Source organism: Haloplanus ruber (assembly GCF_024494725.1).
Classification (GTDB): domain Archaea; phylum Halobacteriota; class Halobacteria; order Halobacteriales; family Haloferacaceae; genus Haloplanus; species Haloplanus ruber.
The window spans coordinates 304,920-325,538 of record NZ_JANHDK010000004.1 but is presented as its reverse complement, the minus strand read 5'-3'; the positions used below and the strand labels follow the sequence as shown (position 1 = coordinate 325,538).

The window sequence follows — 20,619 nt, the reverse complement described above, 5'->3', positions numbered from 1 at the left end:
GTGCCTGTGGAGTCATCAAATCGTTCCGTAGCGGCTGACCGCCTCAGAGGAACCGCTTGTCGGCCAGTTCTGATCGGATCGTCGATTCCGACGCATTGAGCCAGCCCGTCTGCACCTCGGACGGGACATCGAACTCGAGAACGAAAGGTTTGATATCCAGCACTGGCGTCCCGTCGACGACGTCGATACCGCTCACGGTCAGTTCCTGTTCTGTGACGGACTCGATTGCCACAACGGAGAGGCCGATCGAATTCGGACGTTGTGGCGCCCGTGTCGAGAAGACTCCTCGTCGTTCGTCATCGAGAAACGGTTCGACCCGTAGGGGAGCGTTATCGCCAGATGCGTGAAAATGGTACAACAGGATACAGTGCGAAAACTCGGCAAGATCCGCTAATCCATCCGCATACGACGCCTCGATCTCGACAGTTCCCGTGACTGAATCAGCCCCGATCGGTTGAATCGGCATCCCCTCTGGTGATTCGAACGGCGTCCGTATCACCCCAATCGATTCGTAGCTGAACGTGTCTTTGGGCACGTTCGTGGCTTCGTCTTGCAGAGAAAAATAGCCTTGTTGAAACCCTTTGCTGACAATAATTTCCAATAATATGTCATATATACAGCGCGTGTTCAGCGCGTCACTCACGGGGAGCAGGAGATCTCTAATTCAGTCAGTACACCGGGTCTGTCCGTCGAGATTCGGGCGAATTCCACGGACTAAAATGTTTTGGCGAAAATAGGTTTTCAAGAAAGAAGATGTATTTATTCTTTCTATAACTCTCATTTGCTAATGCAATGGTAGTAGAAACAGCAGACCTACAATCAGAGCTCGAAGCGAAGGGTGAATTGATGCTCGCAGTCTCAGAATTCGACGAACCACTGGAGATGCACCTCCATGATACGGAGATTGAGGACGGTGTCATAACTGTCCAATTGACTGATGGTGTCCTCACGTTCGATGTCGATGAAGTAGTGGCTGTCTGGCATCATACGCATTCGCTCGCAGATTTCGGACTGGAAGACTAACATCAACGGGCGGTGGGTCGTAGTCCGCCAGATAACGGCATGGAGTCAAACCAATTGGCATACTACGAATCCATATTTACCTGGCCGTTTGATGACGAATAGCCGAAAAAACCGAACTGAGTGTGCTGACCGCGTCCTCTGTCTCTCGCACGCCAATCACACTAGTTGCTGACGGTTTCAACGGGTCTCGAAAAATTGATACCGTGACTAAGACGGGTGTTTCCCTCGTGTCACCGTGGCCAGTCAGTGATTCTCGTGGATGTGGTTGCGCAGCGCGTCGGTCTCCTCGAACTGCTCGTCGCACTCGGCACACGTGTTGTGGTGAAGCGCAACGTGCTGGCTCACGCCGGCAGCGCTCTGGAACAGTGCATCGCAACTGGAGCAGGTGTACGACATTACATTAACAACTCAGGCGGCGAGACTCTAAAAGGGTTATTAAAAACGAAGTCAGGGAGATTGATACGGACTAATAAATCGAGGCACCAGCTAACTAAGACCGGCCGGCTTGGGCGGAGTGAAATCCGCCCCGACCGGGGCTAAGTCAGCTCTTCCGCCCGTTCACGGAGCGGCTGTGCGAGGCTTCTGTCGTCGACTAGCGTCTCAAGTTCGTTCATCGCACGGCACTGACCGAGTGCGTTCAGTGCCGTGCGGCGATACCGCCCGTCGAGACCACTCGTAACGGCAACGACGCGGAGTTGCGTGGTTGCTCCTGCCGCCGCGAGTGCGTCGATGGCGTCTTCTCGAGCGTGACGCGGCGCGCTCTTGTCGACAACCGTCTGGAAGAGTGAGCGTGGCGAAGACATACTCAGTCGGCGAGACCGACCTCTTCGGCACTGTCCTCACTCGCTTCGGCGCCGTCTCTCTCCGCCGCCTCCGCGGGTTCGAACGTCGGGAAGCGGTCCTCGAAGGCGCTCCAGTCGGCAGCCATCTCCTCGTCGGTCAGCGTGGCTGCATCGAGGTCCGAGCGGAGCGCGTCGTGGTCCATGTCAGTGCCGATAAGGACAAGTCGGGGTCCTCGATCACCCCACTCCTCGGCCCACACCTCCTCCAACTCGGGGTTCGCCTCGAAGTAGGCCTCGCGCTCTTCTGCGGAGAGCGTCGCAATCCACCCGCCCGCGGGGGCGATTCGAATCGACTGGCCGGCGGCGTCGATTCCGAGTGCCACCTCCTTGCCTCCCGCGAGCCAGAAGTGGCCCTTTGAGCGCACGACGTTCGACGGGAATTCGTCCAGCAGCTCGGCGAATCGTTCGGGGTGGAACGGCCGCCTCGCTTCGAAGACAAACGAGGTGACGCCGTGTTCCTCCTCGGCCGACTGGTGGGGTTCCTGCAGTTCCTGCATCCAGCCCGCGGACTGGCTCGCTGCCTTGAAGTCGAAGCGGCTGGTGTCCAGAAGCTCTTCGGGGTCGACCGTACCGTGTTCCGTCCGGATGATTTCCGCGCGCGGTTGCAGCACCTCGACCATCTCTTCGATCTCGTCGAGCGTCTCCTTGTCCACGAGGTCGCACTTGTTCAACAGGAGGACATCACAGAACTCGATCTGTTCGATCAAGAGGCTTCCAAGGTCTTTCTCGGTGTCCCCGTCCATCAGCGATTCCTTCGAATCGAACGTCGTCCAGAACTGATGGGCGTCGACGACAGTGACCGTGGTGTCGAGCTCGTAGTAATCCATCACCTCGATACCGGTCTCCTCGTAGAACTCCGTGGGATCGAGGTCACCCTGATCGAATCCCATGGTGAGCGTCTGGGCGACGGGCAACGGTTCGGCGACGCCCCTCGACTCGATGATCAGATAGTCGAACTCGCGGGCTTGTGCGAGCTTCGCCAGTGCATCCAACAGGTCACCGCGTAGCTCACAGCAGATGCAGCCGTTCGAGAGTTCGATCAGATCCTCGTCGTCTTCCGAGATGTCCGAGTGTTCGGCGACGCGCTCGGCGTCGACGTTCACTTCGCCCATGTCGTTGACGAGGACCGCGACGTCGAGGTCCATTCGCGTGTTCAGGAGGTTGTTCAGCACGGTCGTCTTGCCCGCGCCGAGGTTGCCGCTCAGCACGGTGACAGGAATCGTCTCTCGACTCATCTATTATTAAGACTAGAGTATATATTATTTATAATTGGCTATCTACTATTCTATATTGTTAACAGTGGCACCCGAAGAAGCCCGAAAACACGAGTCGCTCGACGTCGCAATTGTCGGCGCAGGTGCCGCTGGCGTCGGTGTTGGGGCCGTCCTCACGGATCTTGGTCTCGACTCCTACGCCATCCTCGAGCGAGACGAAGTCGGGGCGTCGTTGCAACAGTGGCCAGAAGAGATGCGTCTCATCACGCCATCGTTTCCCAGCAACAGCTTCGGCTGCCGGGACCTGAATGCCGTCACCACCGACACTTCACCCGCACTCGCGCTCGACCGTGAACACCCGACAGCAGTAGTTGAGACTACTCTTCTCGATCCATACGCCACTCTGGCGCAGTTCATAAATAGTATGAAAACGTAGGCTCGGATAGACAAATGGCTCGAATCACTGGCTCCTATCCGGATGACCTCGATCTACTCATCGAGGGTGCTGTCGAGGCTGGCGTGTTCGGAGGCAAGAGCGATGCGTTACGTGAATTCGTCCGCGAATACTTCGAAGACCACGAGAATGAGCGCATTGCGGCTGCGGTTGCGCTCTACGAACGCGAACGAATCACACTCGGTGATGCTGCGCGGCTTGCCGATGTCGATCGCTGGACGATGCGTGATCTCCTCCGTGAGCACGGCGTCGAACCCCGCCTCGGACTCGTTGACGAAGACGACGCAGCCTACGAAGTAGAGGCAGCGAGCGGACTCGAATTTGAGGATGAGGACTCGGAGACTGAGGAATCGCCTGCGAAATGACAGGCGATGATATTCCGGCGAATCCGAGTGTCCTGAACACGACTGTCCTCTCGAATTTTGCGTACATCGACCAGTTGTGGGTGGTTGCAGGACTCTCTGGGATCTGTACAGTGCCGGTCGTTCGCGAGGAACTCGAACACGGCGTTGCTGATCATTCGTATCTCCAGACAGCACTCGATACACTCGACGACGGGATTCCAGTCGCGACCATTTCGGGCACAGTCGCAAACAGAGAGGCGGTCGTCGGTGACCATCTCGATCCGGGTGAAGCACAGGCGTTCGCCCTCGCAGACGCACACGACGGCCGATTGCTGACCGACGATGGCGATGCCCGATCATTTGCGAAAGAACAGGGCGTGACAGTTGTCGGGTCGGTCGGCGTGCTCCTCGCCGCGATCAATGCTGGGAAGATTACTGAACAGACTGCTGACGGATGGCTCTCGACGTGGATCGATGAGATTGGCTACTACGTGCCCTATCGAGATATCGCAGCGTATCGATGATTGATCCACTGTGTGGACCCATCCATCACAGGTATTGAGAACCGATGATTTCAGGCTTTTTGGCATGGGAATGGAGAGGCAAGGATGACCGCGTATCGCTTCCGGGTCAAATTCGCTCCCGATCCGACATCGCTGTGGCGGGACATCGTCGTCGGTGCTGACAGAAGGATTGCTGAATTCCAGTCAGCGATCAATCCTGCAGTCGGTCTCGACCAGACCCATCTCTGGTTCATGGGGAACGACGAGGAGTACTGGGATAGTGAAGTCAAGTATCAGTGCCCACAGGAATACGAGCAATCGAGTGGCGGTGATCCGGTTTTTCGCACCGAACGCCTTGAGAATGCGGGTGAGGTGACGATTGGTGAGATGGCGAGACAGTTGGACCTCGAACAGTACGACCGCATCTGTTACCTCTACGACTACGGTGACGAGTGGCGCTTCTACGCTATCCTGAAGGAAGTCCTCGACGACGAACCAAGCGATACGGAACCAGCAGTTGTGAATACCGAGGGAGAATCGATCGATCAGTATGGCTCATCAAGAGAGCGGCGTTTTTGAGCGAGTCGTGTTCAGCGTCTCGTAGTGGCACCAACTCGTGAGTCTCGCCGGAGTGTCTTTCGACGGATTGCCCACCGACCACACGCTGATTGGCCAGTGTACGATGCGACGCCGCTGTACGGGCAAAGCTCGCTCGACGGGCTGGAGTCAGATGTTCGGATCGTCTCGCAGACTTGGTTCAGGCACGACCGCCACGAGTCGGTCGAAAAGTTCGTCCACTCACTCCCGTTGACGTATTTCGACTTCGACGCGCACGACCGCTACGCGGGCCCAACTCGATACGGGATGGAAATCCTCTTTCGCGTGTTCGTCCTGAAAGAGTGCCACGGCTGGGCCCATGAGACAGCACTCGTCGAGTATCTCGATCGGCGTCCAGAACTCTGCGAGCAATTGGGTCTGGAGACAGTGCCGAATCAATCGACGCTGTGGCGCAGTTGGCACAAGCGGTTCACTGCCGAGTTTCGCAGTACAATCGAGACAGCTGCGCGAACCATCCTCATCAAAGCCCAGAATGCGGGTGTCAACGTTCCGCGCAAACCAAAGCGACACCGTCCGTCTCACGGTGACGAAGAGTTCGAATCGGACCCAGACGATCAAGCTGTCCTCGACGAAGCAGCAACGATTACGGAGCATGTCAGCCGCGTTGTCTTCCCGGCATTCTCGCTGGACCGAGGGAAGGGCTGTGAGATCCACGAGAACGCCTACTGGGACTTACAGACGTATCTCGGACTTCGCGAAAATCTGGCTGCCAACGAAGGCGCTCGCAGCTTCACCTACGAGTCAACTCGAGAGCGGACACCTTTGGGCCACGCTCACCGCGAGCATATTCGTGATCTCTCGGTATTAGAGATTCGTGAGATGTACCGGCAGGCCGTTAATAGGCTTCTGAACCAGGTCGCGGAGACGGAGCAGTTCTTTCGGGCTGGGATTGTTGCAATCGACATCACTGAAGCCGATCCTTTCACCGGCGACAGGACCGGCCACGAGAACGAGATCATCGGGACGAAGGAGAAGACCGACGAGTACGCTTATCAGTGGGCCACCGTCCAATTAGTAGGGAATGCCGTGCCGATTGTGCTGGACGCACGGCCAGTTCGGAAGGGTGAGTCCCGCTTAGAAATCGTCAAGAACCTCTTGGATTCAGCCGAGGGGATCGTTCACGTCGATAACGTACTGATGGACCGGGAGTTCGACAGCCAGCACGTCCTGGAGATGCTCAGCCAGCGCGGGCTCTCCTATGTCGTTCCCAAGCGGATGCAGACCAGCGAGAAAGCCCAGGCCAAGCGGCTGCTCCAACGAGACCGGGATCGATATGAGACCGACCGGAAGCTCCACCTCGGGAAGAACGAATGGCACGAGACGACGCTGATCTACCGCCGGAAAGAGAACACTGAGCACGAGGATCACCGGCAGTACTCGGTGTTTATGACGAATCGCAGTAGTGGGTTCCTTACCGAGTACGGCTATCGCTGGGAGATCGAAAGTGGCTACAAATCGATCAAGCGGTTCATGGCTGCAACGACGTCGAAAGACTTCGGTCTCCGATTCTTTTACTTCGCGTTCGCGTGTCTGCTGTACTCGATCTGGCGAGCGGTGGACCTGCTTGTGCAGGTCGAATTGACTGGTGAGTATGAACACTCGCCAATCGTGACAGCGGACAATACGCTAACGCTGTTGAACAAGGAAACTGGAATCGGTTAGTAACGGGACTCACCCCGTGATAGCCCGGCGTTTGAGTGGCAACGCTGCCGGAAGTCGTCGAAATTCGTGTGTATGGTCGGTGGTTCAACAAGATGGGCCATTTGGAGAGCAATCTGAATCAGTTTCCGCTCACTTGACCGGCCGAAACCACGCATTACAGCCCCGCTATACCCGCTGTAGTCTCAACTTCCAAGGTCGCATTTTTGGTATAGCGTTATATGATTTATGGCACTAACCAAGTCTCCATTTCCGTGGATAGAACCTCTGTATCATGGTAAAACTAGACATGAGGCTCCTGTCAACGTTGGTTATGATTACTCCGATAATCACGACCACTTTGAAGTACCCCGACGCCGTCGGTAAAGTACGAATGCTGCAACCGGTTCAGAAAGACGCTTCCCCAAGTAGCGCCGCCAATAACGGAGTCTGAGATCTCTCTGGGTCTCTTCAGCCGAGCCGACGTCGCCGGCGTGGCGGCCCTCGTGATCGACCAGAGCCTTTGACGGAACGTAGTGAGGCCCGGAGCTGACGAATCTCTTTCTCTGCACGTCCGTTGCTGTCAGGGTAGATATTTAGGACAACTCCAGATCACGTATAATATTTTTATAGTAGTGGTCCGTGATACGGCATATGAACCGTGAGGCGGATACCAAGGATTCGTCTGGAGTCGGCATTTCTCTTTCAATACCACCTTCAGATCCAGATTTATTCAAACACAAAGCGACGAGCGATGTTCTTCTCTTTTTAACGAACCACCGATTCAGTGATTTCTCACTGCGAGAGCTCGCGACACAGATCGGCCACTCACACCAGTCTGTCCGACGGGCAGTGAACGTTCTCAGCGCGAACGACTTGGTGGTGGAATCTTCCGAAAGCAACCAGCGACTCGTCCAGATCAACAGACAGCGCCTGTCCATCCCGGACGATCCAATCCTCCGCATACCCCAATCAGAGTATCACCAACCGGTCAAAGCTGCGGTCACAGAACTTCGTGAGAATATCGACGACATCGTCGGTATCATCCTCTATGGGAGTGTGGCTCGGGGCGAGGCTGACCGACGGAGCGATATCGATCTCTGGGTACTAACTCGGTCTGGGCGGGCTGAAAGCCAACGCGAAGCGAATGCAGTTGCTCGTGACCTCGAAGACACGGAGTTCGACGGCGACCGATACGCCTACGATATCGACATCGAGGCCGTCCGGGCGATCCCGTCGTACACCGAGGATATCCGGGGAATCGTCGTTTCCGGGATCCCGGTGTACAAGACGAATGACTTTGACACCGTCGAAAACCTCCTTTTGGAGGAAGGGGCCACCAATGAGTAACGGCTCGGATCCGACCGTTGTGCTCGAAGCACTCGACCGCGCACAGGATGCCTTCGAGATGGTGGGACGCGGTCGGACAGCGTTCGAGGACGGGATCAGTGCTGATGAAGACTGGAAGACACAGTTGACGAAAGCGTGTCGCCTCCTCGAAGTCGTTGACACTCTCCAAGCACAGGACGGGTACTACACGGCCGTCATCGAGGTCTGTTTCGGCGCTATCGAACGGTCGATTGAGGCGTACGCGCTCGCGATGACGAACGATACGCTTCAGGACTTTCAGGACCACCAGTTCAGCTACGACCGAGCCCACCAGATTGGGCTATTTGAGCGAGAGACCACAGAGGCGATAAAGGACCTCTACAGCGAGAACCGGACAGAGAGTTATTACGGCGGTGGGCGTCCAACTGAAGAACAAGCAGAAGCAATGACTGACCTCGCCAACGCCGTCCATCAGTTCGCAGTGAGCCAGATCCGGGAAGGCGGCGTCTGTCTGTGTGACTGACACGTTCTCCCACTTCACAAGACTATGGACCGGAATTCATCGACGGAACGGACGCTGACCTCACTCTCGGAGTCCTTCGAGCGCTACCTTCAGGACAAGGGGAAAGGCCGCGCTGGTGACGGCGGGAATTATCGACGCAACGCCGCCCGCGAACTCGAACGATTCGCCGGGTGGACCGCCGGCGACCGCGGCGCCGACGACTGGACCGGAATCGTCCCCGACGACGCCGACCGCGCCCCCACCTTCGAGGACCTCGACGAGCGTATCTTCCGCGAATATGCCCGGCACCTCGCTGGTGACCGGGGACTCAAGCAGAACACGGTACAAACCTATTATCGCTATATCTCCGCGTGGTGTGGCTGGTGTGTCAACGAGGGCTATCTCGAAGCTCACTACGCCCAGCGGGCGAGTGCGATGGCGCCGCTGCCGGAGGACAGCGGCCGCAAGCCCGGCGACCAGCAGGCTTGGACGTCCGAACAGCGCCACGCCCTCACCCAGCACGTCGACGCGCGGGCCCGCGCCGCCGTCGAGACGTACACGACACTTGCAGAGGACACTAACCTCGTTGACAAGCAGCGAGCGCGCTACGAGGCGCTGAAGGCGGCTCGTGACCGGGCGCTCGTAGTTGTCCTCGCCTACACCGCCGTTCGCGTCGGGGAACTCCTCCGAGACCCGAACGACCCGCGACGCCGTGGCGTCCGCTGGGAGGACCTTTCCCTCGAGGACGGGAGTATGGACGTCTACCGGAAGAAACAGCAGTGGGACGCTGCGAGTCTCCCCGACCCGGTGATCTCGCCGCTACGGAGCTACCGTCGGCTGATGGACCCACCGACAGAGCGCTGGCCGGTGTTTCCGACGTTCGACCAACGGACGCTGGCGACGCTCGTACAAGACGAGCTGGCCGACCGAGGGGAACAGCCGGCTGCCATCGACGAGCGACGTAACGAGTACGCTCGGGACCTGCTGTTGACGCTTGACGAGGATATTCGGCCACCGTCGATCACGACGGACGGCGCCCGGTCAATTCTCCAGCGGCTCTCGGACACTGCAGATATCGACATCGACCATCCGAAACACGACTATCTCGCGCCTCACGGCGGTCGGCGAGGGATGGGTGAGGTGCTCGTCCGGGCGTTCGGATATACGGTCGCGGCCCGGTATCTCGACAATTCGGAGGAGATGGTCCGTCAGCGGTACTCGCATATCGAGGCTGGCGAACTGGGTGATGTCGCAACGGATGCCCTCGAGGCGGTCGACGACGTCGATCGGTCCTGAGACGACGAGTCATCGTCCGAACTCTCTGGAATCGTCGATGCGACGCAAGCCATCGAGGTCCGCCACCAGCATCGCCACGACGTTCAATACCGGGTACGTCCACGACTGGTCGCGATAGAGATGCTCGTACAACCCGTCCGGCGCCGAACGAAACTGGGTTCGGAGGACATCCTGACGCTCGCGGCCGACATCGTCACATCGTCGCCATAACTCATCGACTGTCTGGGAGGGCGTACTGCCGTTCCGTGGGATGGTGTCGACGATATCGCCGAGCGTCTCTCTGGCATCGGTCAGCGACGCCGTCTCCGTCCGTAGACGTTCCAGGAACCACTTGCGTTCCGCCCGAGCATCCATGACCGTCTCGTGGAGTTTCGACTTAAACGCGGGTGAGAAGGGGACACCGCCACGGAGCGCCGTCGCGAGGTCGGCACCGAGTTCGGTCGCGGCGTTTTCGAACAGGGACTCGCCGTAGACGGCGTCGTAGTGGTCGACGCTCATGACCGTCTCCCGGTAGGCCCGTCGCAGGCGCTCGGACGGATCGCCGTCGGAGGCGGAGCCAACGGACGAGACACCGACGCCAGTCACGGTGGCGCCAGTATCGTGACGGGGTGCCGTCGGCGGCGATTGGGCTGGACACGCCGCGATCCGATCGGCCAGCGCCGCGAACGCGTCGCGTTCGGCGGTGACTTCCGATCGCTCGTCGTGGACGACATCCATCGCCGTATCGAGAGGCGCGAGCGTGTGGGCGTGCATCCCTGGGTCGGTGAGATTACAGGACGATACTTTTGCTGGTGACGAACTCCTCGGCGGTGTGACCGAGGCCTTCACGGCCGACCCCGGAGTCACCGACACCGCCGAATGGGATGTCGCCGAGGCCGTGGCTCGGTGCCCCGTTGATGCGGACTGCCCCGGCCTCGACAGTCTCGGCGACTCGCATGGCCCTATCGTGGTCGCCGGTGAACACCGCGGCGTCGAGACCGAGGTCGTCCGCGTTCGCGAGGGCAAGCGCCTCGGCCTCCGACGCTACCTCGGCGATGGCGGCGACGGGTCCGAACTGCTCTTCGTGCAGGATGCGGGCGTCGTTCGGGACGTTCGACAGGACGGTCGGATCGAACCACCGGCCGTCGCGATCACCGCCGGCGACGAGGGTTGCGCCCCGGTCGACCGCGTCGTCGACGAGTTCCGCGACCCACTCGGCTTGCGACTCCGAGATGAGCGGACCGACGGCGGTGGACTCGTCGAACAGCGGGCCAGGTTGCCACTCCTCGAGGCGACCGACGAGACGGTCGACCAAGTCGTCGTGGACCGCCTCGTGAGCGAGTATCCGCCCGACGGCGGAGCAACGCTGGCCAGCAAAGCTGAACGCCCCCTTCGCACAGGCGTCCGCGGTGGCACCCAGGTCGGCGTCCGGGAAGACGATGGCCGGGGCGTTCCCCCCGAGTTCCATGTGGAGTCTCGCGAGGCCGCTCTCGCGCGCGATGTGCTTTCCGGCGTCCGACGACCCTGTCATGGCGATGGCGTCGACCCTGTCGTCGCCCGCGATGTAGTCCCCGATGGTCGACGACCGGCCGAGGACGACGTTGAAGCCGCCGTCCGGCACGTCCGTCACCTCGTCGACGAGGCGAGCCAGTATCGCCGCGCAGACCGGCGTCTTCGAGGAGGGCTTGAGGACGACGCTGTTGCCCGCGGCAATCGCCGGCGCAACCTGGAGCGCCGTCGTCGCTAGAGGGTAGTTGTAGGGAGCAATACACGCGACGGTGCCGACGGGACGTGGCTGGATGACGGCGTTCCATCCCTCGTGGCCGGCTGTCGTCCCCTCCAGATACTCGCCTTGGAGGGACCGGGCCTCGCCGACGGCCCGTCGGAACCGCTCGGCGGCGGCCGCCACCTCGCTCCGGGCGCTGGCAACGGGTTTGCCGGCCTCGCGGACGATCGTTCGTGTCAACGTCTCCGACTCCGCTTCGATGGCCTCCGCGATTGCATCGAGCCAACGGGTCCGTTCGACGACGGTGGCGTCGGCCATCGGCTCTTGGGCCCGGTCAGCGGCGGTCAAGGCCCGTTCCGCGTCCCGTTCGGTGGCGGCGGCCACCCGAGCGAGCGTCCCGCCGTCGGCCAAGTCGTCGACCGAGAGGGTGGCTCCCCCGTCGACCCAGTCGCCGTCGATGTAGAGTGCGTGGTCATAGCTCGTCGTCGTGGCTGTCATGCTACCGCCTACCAGACCCGAGAAAATAAAATTTACTCTAATGTGAAAACCAATTTCTTGTCGTCTGAACGCGGACGGCCGGCGTGCGGGACATCGTCCCTCGAGGGAATCGAACCGGGTGGGTGTGCTATCGGACGAACGCCGGTCGTCGCTGTCCGGGAGTCGGTCGGCGCGCCGACGGAGGCAGACTTTTGCGCTCGCGCTCGTACGGCCGCCATGACCGATCCCGGACTCCTCGTCGCTGGAGAAACGCTCGTCGATTTCCTGCCTCGTGCAGGTGGGTCGCTGGCGGACGCCGCAACGCTCGACAGACGGGCTGGCGGGGCCCCGGCCAACGTCGCCGTCGGGCTAGCACAGCTCGATCACGCGCCGTGGTTCTGGACCCGCGTCGGTACCGACCCGTTCGGCGACTTCCTCGTCGAGACGCTCGACGACCACGGTGTCCCGCTCCGATTCGTCGAGCGGGATCCGACGGCGAAGACGACGCTCGCGTTCGTCGACGACGGGGCGGGAGAGACGGACTTTTCGTTCTATCGAGACGGAACCGCAGACACCCGCCTCGATCCCGACAGCGTCCCCGAGGAGACCGTACGGGCTGTCGACGCCGTCTACGTCGGGAGCGTCACGCTGGCGAGCGAGCCCGCTCGGACCGCGACGGTGGACTTGGTCGAACGGGCGCACGCGGCCGGGCGGACCGTCATTCTCGACCTCAACTTCCGGCCGGAACTGTGGACTGACGGTGCGTTCGAGCGGGTCGTGACCAATCTCCTCGCGGACGTCGACGTGGTGACGGCGGCGCGGGAGGATCTACGGACGCTCTCGTTCGTCGACGCGACGGCTGCTCCCGAGACACTGGCCGCCGCACTCTGTGAGCGAGGGCCGTCGACCGCCTTCCTCACCCTGGGTGAGGCGGGGGCGGCCGCGCTGGCACGGTCGGGCGGCCCCTTCGCGGCGGGGACCGCGACCCACAACGGATACGCCGTCGACGCCGTGGACACGACCGGGGCGGGCGACGCCTTCACCGCCGGGATGCTCGCGTCGCTGGCGGAGGGGACACGCGACCTGTCCGCGACGCTGTCCTTTGCCAACGCCGTCGCGGCAGCGTCGACGACGGCGACGGGGGCGATGACTGCCCTTCCGACGCGGACCGACGCTCAAGCAATTGTGGACGCTGAGACGTGACCGATCAGTTGTCGCTCGTCTGCCCGTAGTTCCGGAACCGGCGGGTGAGGGTGTCGATTTCTTCGTCGGGGAGCAGCGTCGGTTCGCCGATGTTCCGTGCTTGGTAGTGGATTCGCGCACAGTACTCCACCATCAGCGACGTCTCGAAGGCCGCCTCCGGCGACTCGCCGACGGCGATGGTCCCGTGGTTTCGCAACAGGCAGGCGTCGTACTCGTCGCCGAGTGTCTCAACCGCGAGGCGGCCGAGTTCCGCGGTTCCCGGACGGTCATAGCCCGCGACGGGGATCTCGTCACCCGCGAAGGCGATGAGATAATGCGACGCGGGGATGGGTTCGTCGAGACTGGCGAAGGTCGTCGCGTACGGCGAGTGGGTGTGGACGATTCCGCCGACATCGTCGCGCTCGCGGTAGATCATCGTATGCATCGGCGTCTCGCTCGATGCCGCGAGTTCGCCCGCGACCTGTTCGCCCTCCAAGTCGACCAGCGGGACCGTCTCGGGGGTGACCTCGCCGTAGGGGACTCCCGAGGGGTTGATCGCGACTCTGTCGCCGTCGCGCGCGCTGACGTTGCCGCCGGTCCCCTTCGTAAGCCCCTGTTCGAGCATCTCGACACCGAGGGTGGCGACCGCGTCCCGCCCGTCGGCCAACTCGTCGGCGTCGGGAGCGGGGGCGACCGGGTCGACCTCGTCTTGGCTGCTCTGGCCGTAGCTCTCGAACATCTCACGGAGGCGACCGATCTCCTCGTCGGGGAGCAGCGTCGGTTCGCCGATGTTCCGTGCCTGGTAGTGGATTCGCGCACAGTACTCCACCATCAGTGCGCGCTCGAACGCCGCCTCGACGGTGTCGCCGACGGCGATAGTCCCGTGGTTTCGCAACAGGCAGGCGTCGTACTCGTCGCCGAGGGCATCGATGGCCAACTCGGCGAGGTCGGCGGTCCCGTAGGTGGCGTACCCCGAGACGGGAATCTCGTCGCCGACGAAGGCGATGAGGTAATGTGACGGGCGAACGGACTCGTCGAGACTGGCGAAGGTCGTCGCGTACGGCGAGTGGGTGTGAACGACGGCCCCCACGTCCTCGCGTTCGCGGAGGATCGTCGCGTGCATCCGGCGTTCGCTGGAGGGGACGCGATCACCCGAGACGTGATCGCCCTGTAGATCGATTGTCGGAACGTCTTCGGGATCGATCTCGTCGTACGGCATCCCGGAGGGGCTGATGGCGATCGTATCTCCCTCGCGGGCGCTGATGTTCCCGCCGGTACCTTTCGTGAGACCCTGTTCGAGCATCCGTCGCCCGAACACACTTATCGCGTGTCGCTTTGCGTCGAGACTGGACTGATGTGACATCGTTAGCTCCGTATGTTTCCGCACGTCGTCGGTGTAACGTCACGACGCCGGCCGAGAGACCGGCGTGTGACGAGTTCCCGAGAAGGCCGTGACGCCCCCCGCTAATAACTGCTGGGGTTACCGATCGCCCCGGGCCGGCGAGTCGACGATGTCCGGGAACGGGCCGGACTTGGCGGCGGCGAGACGCTCGAACTGGTCGTCCGAGAGGGAGACGTCGACGGCACCGAGGTTCTCCTCCAGTTGGTCGACGGTTCGGGCGCCGACGATGGGTCCCACGACCTGATCGTGGTGCAGGAGCCACGCGAGCGCGACCTGTGCGGGGGTGGCGTCGACCTCGGAGGCTACCTCTTGGAGGGTGTCGAGGACGGCGAAGTTCTCGTCGGTGAGATACTTCGATTCGAAGCTGTCGTCCTCGGCCGCTCGGGAATCGGCGTTCGAGACGTCGTCCCGGTCGTACTTGCCGGTCAGGAACCCCTCCCCGAGTGGGCTCCACGGCACGACGCCGAGGTCCTCGCTCTCGCACATCTCCAGGAACGGTCCCTCGATTTCCCGGTTGACGAGGTTGTACCGGGGCTGGACGACGGTGAACGGTTCGTAGCCCCGTCTGTCCGCGACGGCGTTCGCGCGGACGACCTTCCAGGCGTTGGGCCAGAGCGTCGAGGCGCCGAGATGGTGGACTCGGCCGGAGTCGACGAAGCCGTCGAGCGTCCGCATGAACTCCTCGACGGGCGTTTCGTCGTCCCAGCGGTGGACGTACAGCAGGTCCACGTAGTCCGTCCCCAGGCGGTCGAGAATCGCGTCGACCTGCCGCCGGAGGTGTTTTCGGCCCAACCCTCGACCGTTCGGATCGTCACGGGTCGGCCAGTATATCTTCGAGGCGACGACGAAGTCCTCCCGGTCGCGGTCGGCGAGCCAGTTGCCGATCCACCTCTCGCTCTTTCCCCCGCCGTACATGTCCGCGGTGTCAATAAACCGACCGCCGTGGGCCTCGTAGGCATCGAGAAGTTCGTACGCCCGCGTTTCGTCGATTTCGACGGAGCCTTCGTCTGTCTCGCGGCCGAATCGCCACGTGCCGAAGGGCAGTTCCGTGACCATCGTCCCCGTCCGTCCGAGGGGTACCCAGTCCATGAATCACGTTGTGGCGGCTTCGGAGGTAAAACTACCCCACTCGGTCGGCGAGCGTCGCCATCCGGTCGACGGTTTCGGCCCACGCGTCGCGGTCGGCGGGTTCGTACGCCGTGAGATCGGCCGTCTCGCGGAGCAGCCGCCGCCCCTCCGCGAGGTCGGTGATCGTGTCGGTGGCGTTCATCTGTACGAGGAGGTTCCCGAGCGACGTCGCCTCGACCGGGCCGGCAACGACCGGAAGGCCGGTCGCTCCCGCCAGCATCCGGAGGAACGGCTCGTTTCTGACCCCGCCGCCGACGGCGTTCAACTGGTCACTCTCGACGTCGGCGGCCCCTTGGAGCTGCGAGAGGGCGTACGCCGTCTTCGCCGCGAGACTTTCGAGCAGACACCGGGTTATCTCTCCGACCCCTTCCGGGACGGCCTGTCCGGTCTCCCGGCAGTACTGGCCGATCTTCTCGACGATGTCGCCCTCCAGTGTCCCGGCCATGAACAGGTCGGCGTCCGGGTCGATGAGCGGGCCGAAGGGGTCGGTGTCGGCCATCTCCGAGAAGATGACGTCGTACTCGTGGGGGTTCCCCTCTTCGCGCCACTTCTCGCGGGCGTATTCGAGGAGGTTGAACCCGGTGACGTTCTTCAGAAACCGGGTCGTCCCCTCGGCACCGTACTCGTTGGACGCTTCGACGGCGAAGGCTTCGTCGGTCACGCGGGGAGCGTCGAGTTCGATGCCAACGATGAACCACGACCCGGTGCTCAGAAAGGTCCGATCGCCGGCACCGAACGGCGTCGCCGCGACGGCACACGCCGTGTCGTGGGTGGCCGTCAGGAGGATATCCGGCCGACTGTCGAGGCCAGGTGCGAACGACTCGTCGAGTGTGCCCACCTTCGTGCCGGGTTCCTCGAGGTTCGGTAGGAGGTCAGTTCGGAGGTCGAGTGTCTCGAGGAGATCCGTTGCCCACGTCTCGGACTCGATATCGAACATCTGTGCCGTCGAAGCGATCGATTTGTCGGGGTTGACGCTCCCTCCCATCGCGTGCGTGAGCACCTGTGGGAGCATCACCAGTGTCTCCGCCGATTGGACAATCTCCGGCGAGGCGTGGGTCTGGTAGTGATACTGCCACAGCGAGTTGGGAACGTTCCAGTGGTTGATACCCGTCTGGTCGAATATCTCGCGTTTCCCGACGCGTTCGAGGAGGTCGTCGAGCGTCGACGTGACCGACGGATCGCGGTAGAAGTACGGATCACGCATCGGCTCCCCATCGCGGAAGAATGTGAAATCGAGGCCAGTCGTCTCGACGGCGAGGGTAGAGAGGGGGCCGTACTCCCGTTCGGCCGCGAGAAGTCCCGTCTCGATTTCGTCGAGGAGTTGGTCGATGGCCCAGACGTACCGCCCGTCTCGCTCGACGGGACCGTTGTCGAACCGATACACCTCCCCGACGTCGAGGCTGTCGCCGTCGCGTCGCCCAACCCAGATGGTGCCGCCGTTGGACCCCACGTCGATTGCGACGTGATTTGTCATGCTACGAGATAGGACAGAGGGTGCAGATAAGCCTCACGCCGACAGCCGACGCCGACGCCCGTTCAGCTAGGAAAATAATTATGTATGATGATGGTAAATTGTGCAAAGACATGTCACGGAAGACTATTGACAGGCGTAGATTTCTTCGGGCGACAGGTGCCGCAGCCACCGTCACGGCTCTCGCGGGCTGTTCGGGTGGTGGCGGCGGCGGCGGTAGCGACGGCACGCCTCCCGGTGACGACGTCGAAGCGGCAGATAGCATCCAGTTCATCACGGAATCGACGGCACCGAGCGAGGCGCTGCAGTCCATCGTGGGAGAGTTCACGGAGGAGACCGGTATCGAAGTTGAGTTCACCCTTTCGCCTCTGCTGAACTACACCGAACAGCTTGCGAACGACCTGACGAGCCAGTCGGCCAACTACGACGTCGCGTACGTCGATCCGTACAACATCGGGGCGCCGTACTACACCGACCTCGAACCGCTGAACGGCTATATCGAGCAAAACGACTACGACTACGAGGATCACATCGAAATCCACCGCGTCGCGTGCTCGGAGTTCGAGGACGACGGAACGATCCGGGGCCTCCCCTACGACTGTCCGACGATTCTCCTGGCATACCGTCAGGACGTGTTCGACGAGTACGGTGACCAGGCGACCAGCGACCTGGGATTCGAGGCCGAACCGAACCCCGACATGACGTGGTCGCAGTATATGGAAGTCGCCCGGTGGATCACCGAGAATGTCCCGGACGACATGGTTCCGTACGGAACCGGCCACATGGCTGCCCAACACCAATCGCTGGCCAACGAGTTCGAGATGATCCAGTGGTCCTTCGGCGGCACACAACTGGAAGGGTTCGACGGCAAGGACCCGATCCTCCCTGACGACATCTCCGCCGGGTTCACCGACGACGCCTCCATGCAGGCAGCCGAGTTCTATCAAGAACTGGTCAACGACGTCGCTCATCCTGCCAGCACGACGTGGGACTGGGGTGGCGTCGCACAGGCGTTTGCCAACGGTGAGATGGCGATGTCGCCACAGTGGCACGAGAACAGCGGTCTCTTCGCTGACCCCGAGTCGAGCGAAATCGCGGACACGGTTCGGTGGACGCTGGCCCCGTCGGGACCGGCGGAGAACCGGAACGTCCAGGCCCACTACGGTGGGAGCAGCATCGGGATCAACGCGCACACGACGCCGGAGAAAAAGAAAGCCGCCTGGCAGTTCATCGAGTGGACGACCTCCGAAGAGATTCAGTACCGACTGCTCTCCGAGGTTGGCGGCACGCCGACCCGTCAGTCGGTGTACGACCGCGACGACGTGCAGGCTGCCAGCGATCAAACGGCAGGCGAAAGCGAGTATCCGAACGTCTCCCCACCGATCGTCGAGGGGTGGGACTTGGACAACATCGGACAGCGCCCCCACCACCCGGACTGGCTCCAGCTAGAACAGGTCATCTACACCGAAGGTTCAGCGATGGTCTCCGGTGACCAGCCGGCGGCAGACACGATGCAGGCGTGCGCCGACGGCTTCTCGAACATCCTGTAACGGGATGGCCGGCTAACCAAAACTATCAATACTGTTCTTTTTAATGTGTCTCGCCATGGGAGACTGACACTCGATGACCGGACAACAAACGAATACGATGCCAACAGACGCGTACGTCGGTGGCGAGCCCGAGGAGACGGACCAGTCGGTACTCGATTCGGTGCCGATTTCGTTCGAGATGTTACTGCTCCTCCCGAGCATCGCAACCCTCGCGGTACTCAGTATCATCCCGTTGGTGGTGATGATCTACCTGTCGTTCCACGAGGTGAACTTCACGCCGGTCAACGAGGTGATCTTCCTCGGCTTCGGGAACTACACGCAGATGGCCGCGGACGGGAACTTCTGGAACTCGTGGCGGGTAACCCTATTTTACGTGGCGGGATCGCTGGGTCTGCAACTCGGCCTCGGGATTCTCATCGCCGTAATGCTCCACCGCGTGTCGCGGGGCGAGAATCTCCTGACGAGCATCATCATCATGCCGATGATGATCGCGCCGGTGGTCGTGGGTCTGCTCTGGCAGTTCCTCCTCGATCCCTCCTTCGGCCTCTATACGTACATGTTGAACCAGGTGGGGCTGTTTGTAGACCAGCCAATACTCGCCAATTCGACGAGCGCGCTCGTGTCCATCATCATCATGGACACGTGGCAGTGGACACCGCTTGTCGTCCTGATCATCCTGGCTCGGGTCAAGAGCATCCCACAGCATCTCTACGAGGCCGCGAGCGTCGATGGCGCGACGGGGATTACCCAGTTCCGCCACGTGACTCTTCCACTGTTGAAGCCGGCCATCGCCATCGCCCTCCTGTTGCGGTCGATGGACCTGATGCGCTACTTCGCAAAGGTGTTCATCACGACGGGTGGGGGGCCTTCCAGCTCGACGAAGGTAATTGGCCTCTACGTCTACGAGCGGGCGCTCCGATTCTTCAACCTGGGCTACGGCTCCGCAACGGGGTTGGTGTTGCTCATCGTCACCATCCTGATGGGTCTCATGTTCGTCGAGACGATTATGGGGGGCGCCGGCGATGAGTAAGTCGACGGCATCGTCAGGACTCCCGGGGCCGGTCAGACGGTACGGCCCGTACGCCTTCCTCGGAGTGGTGGCCATCTGGACGCTCCTGCCCTTGTTCTGGATGGCCATCTCCTCGCTGAAGATCCGGCGCTCGATGTTCGAATTCCCGCCGACGATATTCTTCGACCCCACGCTCCAGTACTACGTGGACATGTTTATGGGTTCGAACCCGGTGACGCCGTTCCTCATCAACAGCATCATCGTCGCGCTCGGCACGGCGGTGCTCTCGGTCAGTCTCGGCACCGTCGGCGGCTATGGTCTCTCGCGGCTCGACCTCCGGGGCAAAAAACACCTGGCGTTCTGGATCATCAGCACCCGGATGGCCCCCATCGTCGTCGTCGTCATCCCGCTGTTTTACCTCTACAGCTACCTGAACCTGCTAAACACACACCTCGGCCTCATCATCGCCCACACGACGTTCAACCTTCCCTTTGCCATCTGGTTGATGCGCTCGTTCTTCGACGAGGTGCCCGAGGCCTTGGAGGAGGCTGCCCGTATCGACGGCGCGACCAAGTGGGAAGCGTTCCGAAAGGTGTCCCTCCCGCTCGTGTGGCCAGGGATGGGCGCCACTGCCATCATCGCCATCGTCTTTTCGTGGAACGACTTCATCTTCGCGCTGATCTTCACCAGCAACGCCACACAGACGATGCCCATCGCGGCGTCGCAACTGGTCACCCAGACCGGGACGCTGTGGGGTCGCGTGATGGCGACCGGCGTCGTCATCCTCCTGCCGATGGTCACCTTCGGCGTTATCGTCAAGCGACACCTCGTTAGCGGCCTGACGATGGGGGCGGTCAAGGAATGACCCGTTCGCCTCGAGGCTCCCCCGCTTCTCGTATCGATCACCGACAACCGTATTCTCGACAGTAACC

The 20,619-nt window shown here is 61.4% G+C and carries 20 protein-coding genes and 2 pseudogenes; 13 read left to right on the top strand and 9 right to left on the bottom strand.

Annotated elements, in window-relative coordinates; genetic code table 11:
- Nucleotides 1-43: 43 nt before the first annotated feature.
- Nucleotides 44-535, bottom strand: coding sequence for a tRNA (N6-threonylcarbamoyladenosine(37)-N6)-methyltransferase TrmO (gene tsaA, locus NO878_RS14510; protein ID WP_256406684.1), 492 nt, complete (start codon nucleotides 533-535; stop codon nucleotides 44-46).
- 257 nt (nucleotides 536-792) lie between these two features.
- On the opposite strand from tsaA, the gene NO878_RS14505 reads away from it, so the two are divergent.
- On the top strand, nucleotides 793-1,023 hold the full coding sequence (locus tag NO878_RS14505) for a hypothetical protein (RefSeq protein ID WP_256406683.1): 231 nt from the start codon (nucleotides 793-795) through the stop codon (nucleotides 1,021-1,023).
- A gap of 243 nt (nucleotides 1,024-1,266) precedes the next feature.
- Here NO878_RS14505 and NO878_RS14500 read toward each other — a convergent pair whose 3' ends face one another.
- The 3 genes from NO878_RS14500 to NO878_RS14490 form a co-directional block, all read right to left on the bottom strand.
- Nucleotides 1,267-1,419, bottom strand: a complete 153-nt coding sequence (locus tag NO878_RS14500; RefSeq protein WP_256406682.1) for a C2H2-type zinc finger protein — start codon at nucleotides 1,417-1,419, stop codon at nucleotides 1,267-1,269.
- Between the two features lie 140 nt (nucleotides 1,420-1,559).
- Nucleotides 1,560-1,826, bottom strand: coding sequence for a hypothetical protein (locus NO878_RS14495; protein WP_256406681.1), 267 nt, complete (start codon nucleotides 1,824-1,826; stop codon nucleotides 1,560-1,562).
- Between the two features lie 2 nt (nucleotides 1,827-1,828).
- Complete coding sequence (locus NO878_RS14490) at nucleotides 1,829-3,100, bottom strand: GTP-binding protein (RefSeq protein WP_256406680.1); 1,272 nt, start codon at nucleotides 3,098-3,100, stop codon at nucleotides 1,829-1,831.
- 64 nt (nucleotides 3,101-3,164) lie between these two features.
- On the opposite strand from NO878_RS14490, the pseudogene NO878_RS14485 reads away from it, so the two are divergent.
- The 8 genes and pseudogenes from NO878_RS14485 to NO878_RS14450 form a co-directional block, all read left to right on the top strand.
- A pseudogene (locus NO878_RS14485) lies at nucleotides 3,165-3,443 on the top strand (NAD(P)-binding domain-containing protein); the annotation flags it as partial.
- A gap of 86 nt (nucleotides 3,444-3,529) precedes the next feature.
- Nucleotides 3,530-3,898 carry a UPF0175 family protein gene (locus tag NO878_RS14480; protein ID WP_021055282.1) on the top strand — a complete coding sequence of 123 codons (369 nt, stop codon included), beginning with the start codon at nucleotides 3,530-3,532 and terminating at the stop codon, nucleotides 3,896-3,898.
- On the top strand, nucleotides 3,895-4,401 hold the full coding sequence (locus NO878_RS14475) for a PIN domain-containing protein (protein WP_256406678.1): 507 nt from the start codon (nucleotides 3,895-3,897) through the stop codon (nucleotides 4,399-4,401). Before NO878_RS14480 ends, NO878_RS14475 begins: the two co-directional genes overlap by 4 nt.
- 84 nt (nucleotides 4,402-4,485) lie before the next feature.
- Nucleotides 4,486-4,932: pseudogene (locus NO878_RS14470) on the top strand (IS1096 element passenger TnpR family protein); the annotation flags it as partial.
- 51 nt (nucleotides 4,933-4,983) lie between these two features.
- Nucleotides 4,984-6,660 carry a transposase gene (locus tag NO878_RS14465; RefSeq protein ID WP_379823245.1) on the top strand — a complete coding sequence of 559 codons (1,677 nt, stop codon included), beginning with the start codon at nucleotides 4,984-4,986 and terminating at the stop codon, nucleotides 6,658-6,660.
- Between the two features lie 630 nt (nucleotides 6,661-7,290).
- Nucleotides 7,291-7,986, top strand: coding sequence for a nucleotidyltransferase domain-containing protein (locus NO878_RS14460; protein WP_256406676.1), 696 nt, complete (start codon nucleotides 7,291-7,293; stop codon nucleotides 7,984-7,986).
- Entirely contained in the window at nucleotides 7,979-8,488 is a 510-nt protein-coding gene (locus NO878_RS14455) for a DUF8154 family protein (RefSeq protein WP_256406675.1), read from the top strand. The genes NO878_RS14460 and NO878_RS14455 overlap by 8 nt, the downstream gene beginning before the upstream one ends.
- A 24-nt stretch (nucleotides 8,489-8,512) precedes the next feature.
- Nucleotides 8,513-9,763: a tyrosine-type recombinase/integrase gene (locus NO878_RS14450; RefSeq protein WP_256406674.1), complete on the top strand. Its 1,251-nt coding sequence runs from the start codon at nucleotides 8,513-8,515 to the stop codon at nucleotides 9,761-9,763.
- 9 nt (nucleotides 9,764-9,772) lie between these two features.
- Here NO878_RS14450 and NO878_RS14445 read toward each other — a convergent pair whose 3' ends face one another.
- Together NO878_RS14445 and NO878_RS14440 are read right to left on the bottom strand one after the other, a co-directional pair.
- A complete protein-coding gene (locus NO878_RS14445; protein ID WP_256406673.1) occupies nucleotides 9,773-10,516 on the bottom strand; it encodes a DUF7260 family protein in 744 nt (247 codons plus the stop codon).
- Between the two features lie 16 nt (nucleotides 10,517-10,532).
- Nucleotides 10,533-11,966: an aldehyde dehydrogenase family protein gene (locus NO878_RS14440; protein ID WP_256406672.1), complete on the bottom strand. Its 1,434-nt coding sequence runs from the start codon at nucleotides 11,964-11,966 to the stop codon at nucleotides 10,533-10,535.
- Nucleotides 11,967-12,182: 216 nt separating this feature from the next.
- Here NO878_RS14440 and NO878_RS14435 point away from each other — a divergent pair, with 216 nt between their 5' ends.
- Nucleotides 12,183-13,148, top strand: coding sequence for a carbohydrate kinase family protein (locus tag NO878_RS14435; RefSeq protein ID WP_256406671.1), 966 nt, complete (start codon nucleotides 12,183-12,185; stop codon nucleotides 13,146-13,148).
- Between the two features lie 4 nt (nucleotides 13,149-13,152).
- On the opposite strand, the gene NO878_RS14430 is transcribed toward NO878_RS14435, so the two are convergent.
- The 3 genes from NO878_RS14430 to NO878_RS14420 form a co-directional block, all read right to left on the bottom strand.
- Nucleotides 13,153-14,430: a class II aldolase/adducin family protein gene (locus NO878_RS14430; protein WP_256406670.1), complete on the bottom strand. Its 1,278-nt coding sequence runs from the start codon at nucleotides 14,428-14,430 to the stop codon at nucleotides 13,153-13,155.
- Nucleotides 14,431-14,607: 177 nt separating this feature from the next.
- A complete protein-coding gene (locus NO878_RS14425; RefSeq protein ID WP_256406669.1) occupies nucleotides 14,608-15,618 on the bottom strand; it encodes an aldo/keto reductase in 1,011 nt (336 codons plus the stop codon).
- 31 nt (nucleotides 15,619-15,649) lie between these two features.
- Complete coding sequence (locus tag NO878_RS14420) at nucleotides 15,650-17,131, bottom strand: rhamnulokinase (protein WP_256406668.1); 1,482 nt, start codon at nucleotides 17,129-17,131, stop codon at nucleotides 15,650-15,652.
- A 110-nt stretch (nucleotides 17,132-17,241) separates the two neighbouring features.
- Between NO878_RS14420 and NO878_RS14415 the strand changes: the two genes are divergently transcribed.
- From NO878_RS14415 to NO878_RS14405, 3 genes are all read left to right on the top strand, one after another.
- Complete coding sequence (locus NO878_RS14415) at nucleotides 17,242-18,678, top strand: extracellular solute-binding protein (protein ID WP_256406667.1); 1,437 nt, start codon at nucleotides 17,242-17,244, stop codon at nucleotides 18,676-18,678.
- Nucleotides 18,679-18,751: 73 nt separating this feature from the next.
- Nucleotides 18,752-19,708: a carbohydrate ABC transporter permease gene (locus NO878_RS14410; protein WP_256406666.1), complete on the top strand. Its 957-nt coding sequence runs from the start codon at nucleotides 18,752-18,754 to the stop codon at nucleotides 19,706-19,708.
- The gene (locus NO878_RS14405) at nucleotides 19,701-20,552 is read left to right on the top strand and encodes a carbohydrate ABC transporter permease (RefSeq protein ID WP_256406665.1); all 852 of its coding nucleotides are present in this window, start codon (nucleotides 19,701-19,703) and stop codon (nucleotides 20,550-20,552) included. Before NO878_RS14410 ends, NO878_RS14405 begins: the two co-directional genes overlap by 8 nt.
- Nucleotides 20,553-20,619 lie beyond the last annotated feature (67 nt).

Coding starts and splice junctions, on each gene's coding strand:
- NO878_RS14495 (WP_256406681.1), bottom strand. CDS start 1,826: ATGTCTTCGCCACGCTCACTCTTCCAGACGGTTGTCGACAAGAGCGCG.
- NO878_RS14480 (WP_021055282.1), top strand. CDS start 3,530: ATGGCTCGAATCACTGGCTCCTATCCGGATGACCTCGATCTACTCATC.
- NO878_RS14445 (WP_256406673.1), bottom strand. CDS start 10,516: ATGCACGCCCACACGCTCGCGCCTCTCGATACGGCGATGGATGTCGTC.
- NO878_RS14500 (WP_256406682.1), bottom strand. CDS start 1,419: ATGTCGTACACCTGCTCCAGTTGCGATGCACTGTTCCAGAGCGCTGCC.
- NO878_RS14490 (WP_256406680.1), bottom strand. CDS start 3,100: ATGAGTCGAGAGACGATTCCTGTCACCGTGCTGAGCGGCAACCTCGGC.
- NO878_RS14420 (WP_256406668.1), bottom strand. CDS start 17,131: ATGACAAATCACGTCGCAATCGACGTGGGGTCCAACGGCGGCACCATC.
- NO878_RS14440 (WP_256406672.1), bottom strand. CDS start 11,966: ATGACAGCCACGACGACGAGCTATGACCACGCACTCTACATCGACGGC.
- NO878_RS14410 (WP_256406666.1), top strand. CDS start 18,752: ATGACCGGACAACAAACGAATACGATGCCAACAGACGCGTACGTCGGT.
- NO878_RS14415 (WP_256406667.1), top strand. CDS start 17,242: ATGTCACGGAAGACTATTGACAGGCGTAGATTTCTTCGGGCGACAGGT.
- NO878_RS14430 (WP_256406670.1), bottom strand. CDS start 14,430: ATGCTCGAACAGGGTCTCACGAAAGGTACCGGCGGGAACATCAGCGCC.
- NO878_RS14505 (WP_256406683.1), top strand. CDS start 793: ATGGTAGTAGAAACAGCAGACCTACAATCAGAGCTCGAAGCGAAGGGT.
- NO878_RS14425 (WP_256406669.1), bottom strand. CDS start 15,618: ATGGACTGGGTACCCCTCGGACGGACGGGGACGATGGTCACGGAACTG.
- NO878_RS14455 (WP_256406675.1), top strand. CDS start 7,979: ATGAGTAACGGCTCGGATCCGACCGTTGTGCTCGAAGCACTCGACCGC.
- NO878_RS14435 (WP_256406671.1), top strand. CDS start 12,183: ATGACCGATCCCGGACTCCTCGTCGCTGGAGAAACGCTCGTCGATTTC.
- NO878_RS14405 (WP_256406665.1), top strand. CDS start 19,701: ATGAGTAAGTCGACGGCATCGTCAGGACTCCCGGGGCCGGTCAGACGG.
- NO878_RS14475 (WP_256406678.1), top strand. CDS start 3,895: ATGACAGGCGATGATATTCCGGCGAATCCGAGTGTCCTGAACACGACT.
- NO878_RS14460 (WP_256406676.1), top strand. CDS start 7,291: ATGAACCGTGAGGCGGATACCAAGGATTCGTCTGGAGTCGGCATTTCT.
- NO878_RS14450 (WP_256406674.1), top strand. CDS start 8,513: ATGGACCGGAATTCATCGACGGAACGGACGCTGACCTCACTCTCGGAG.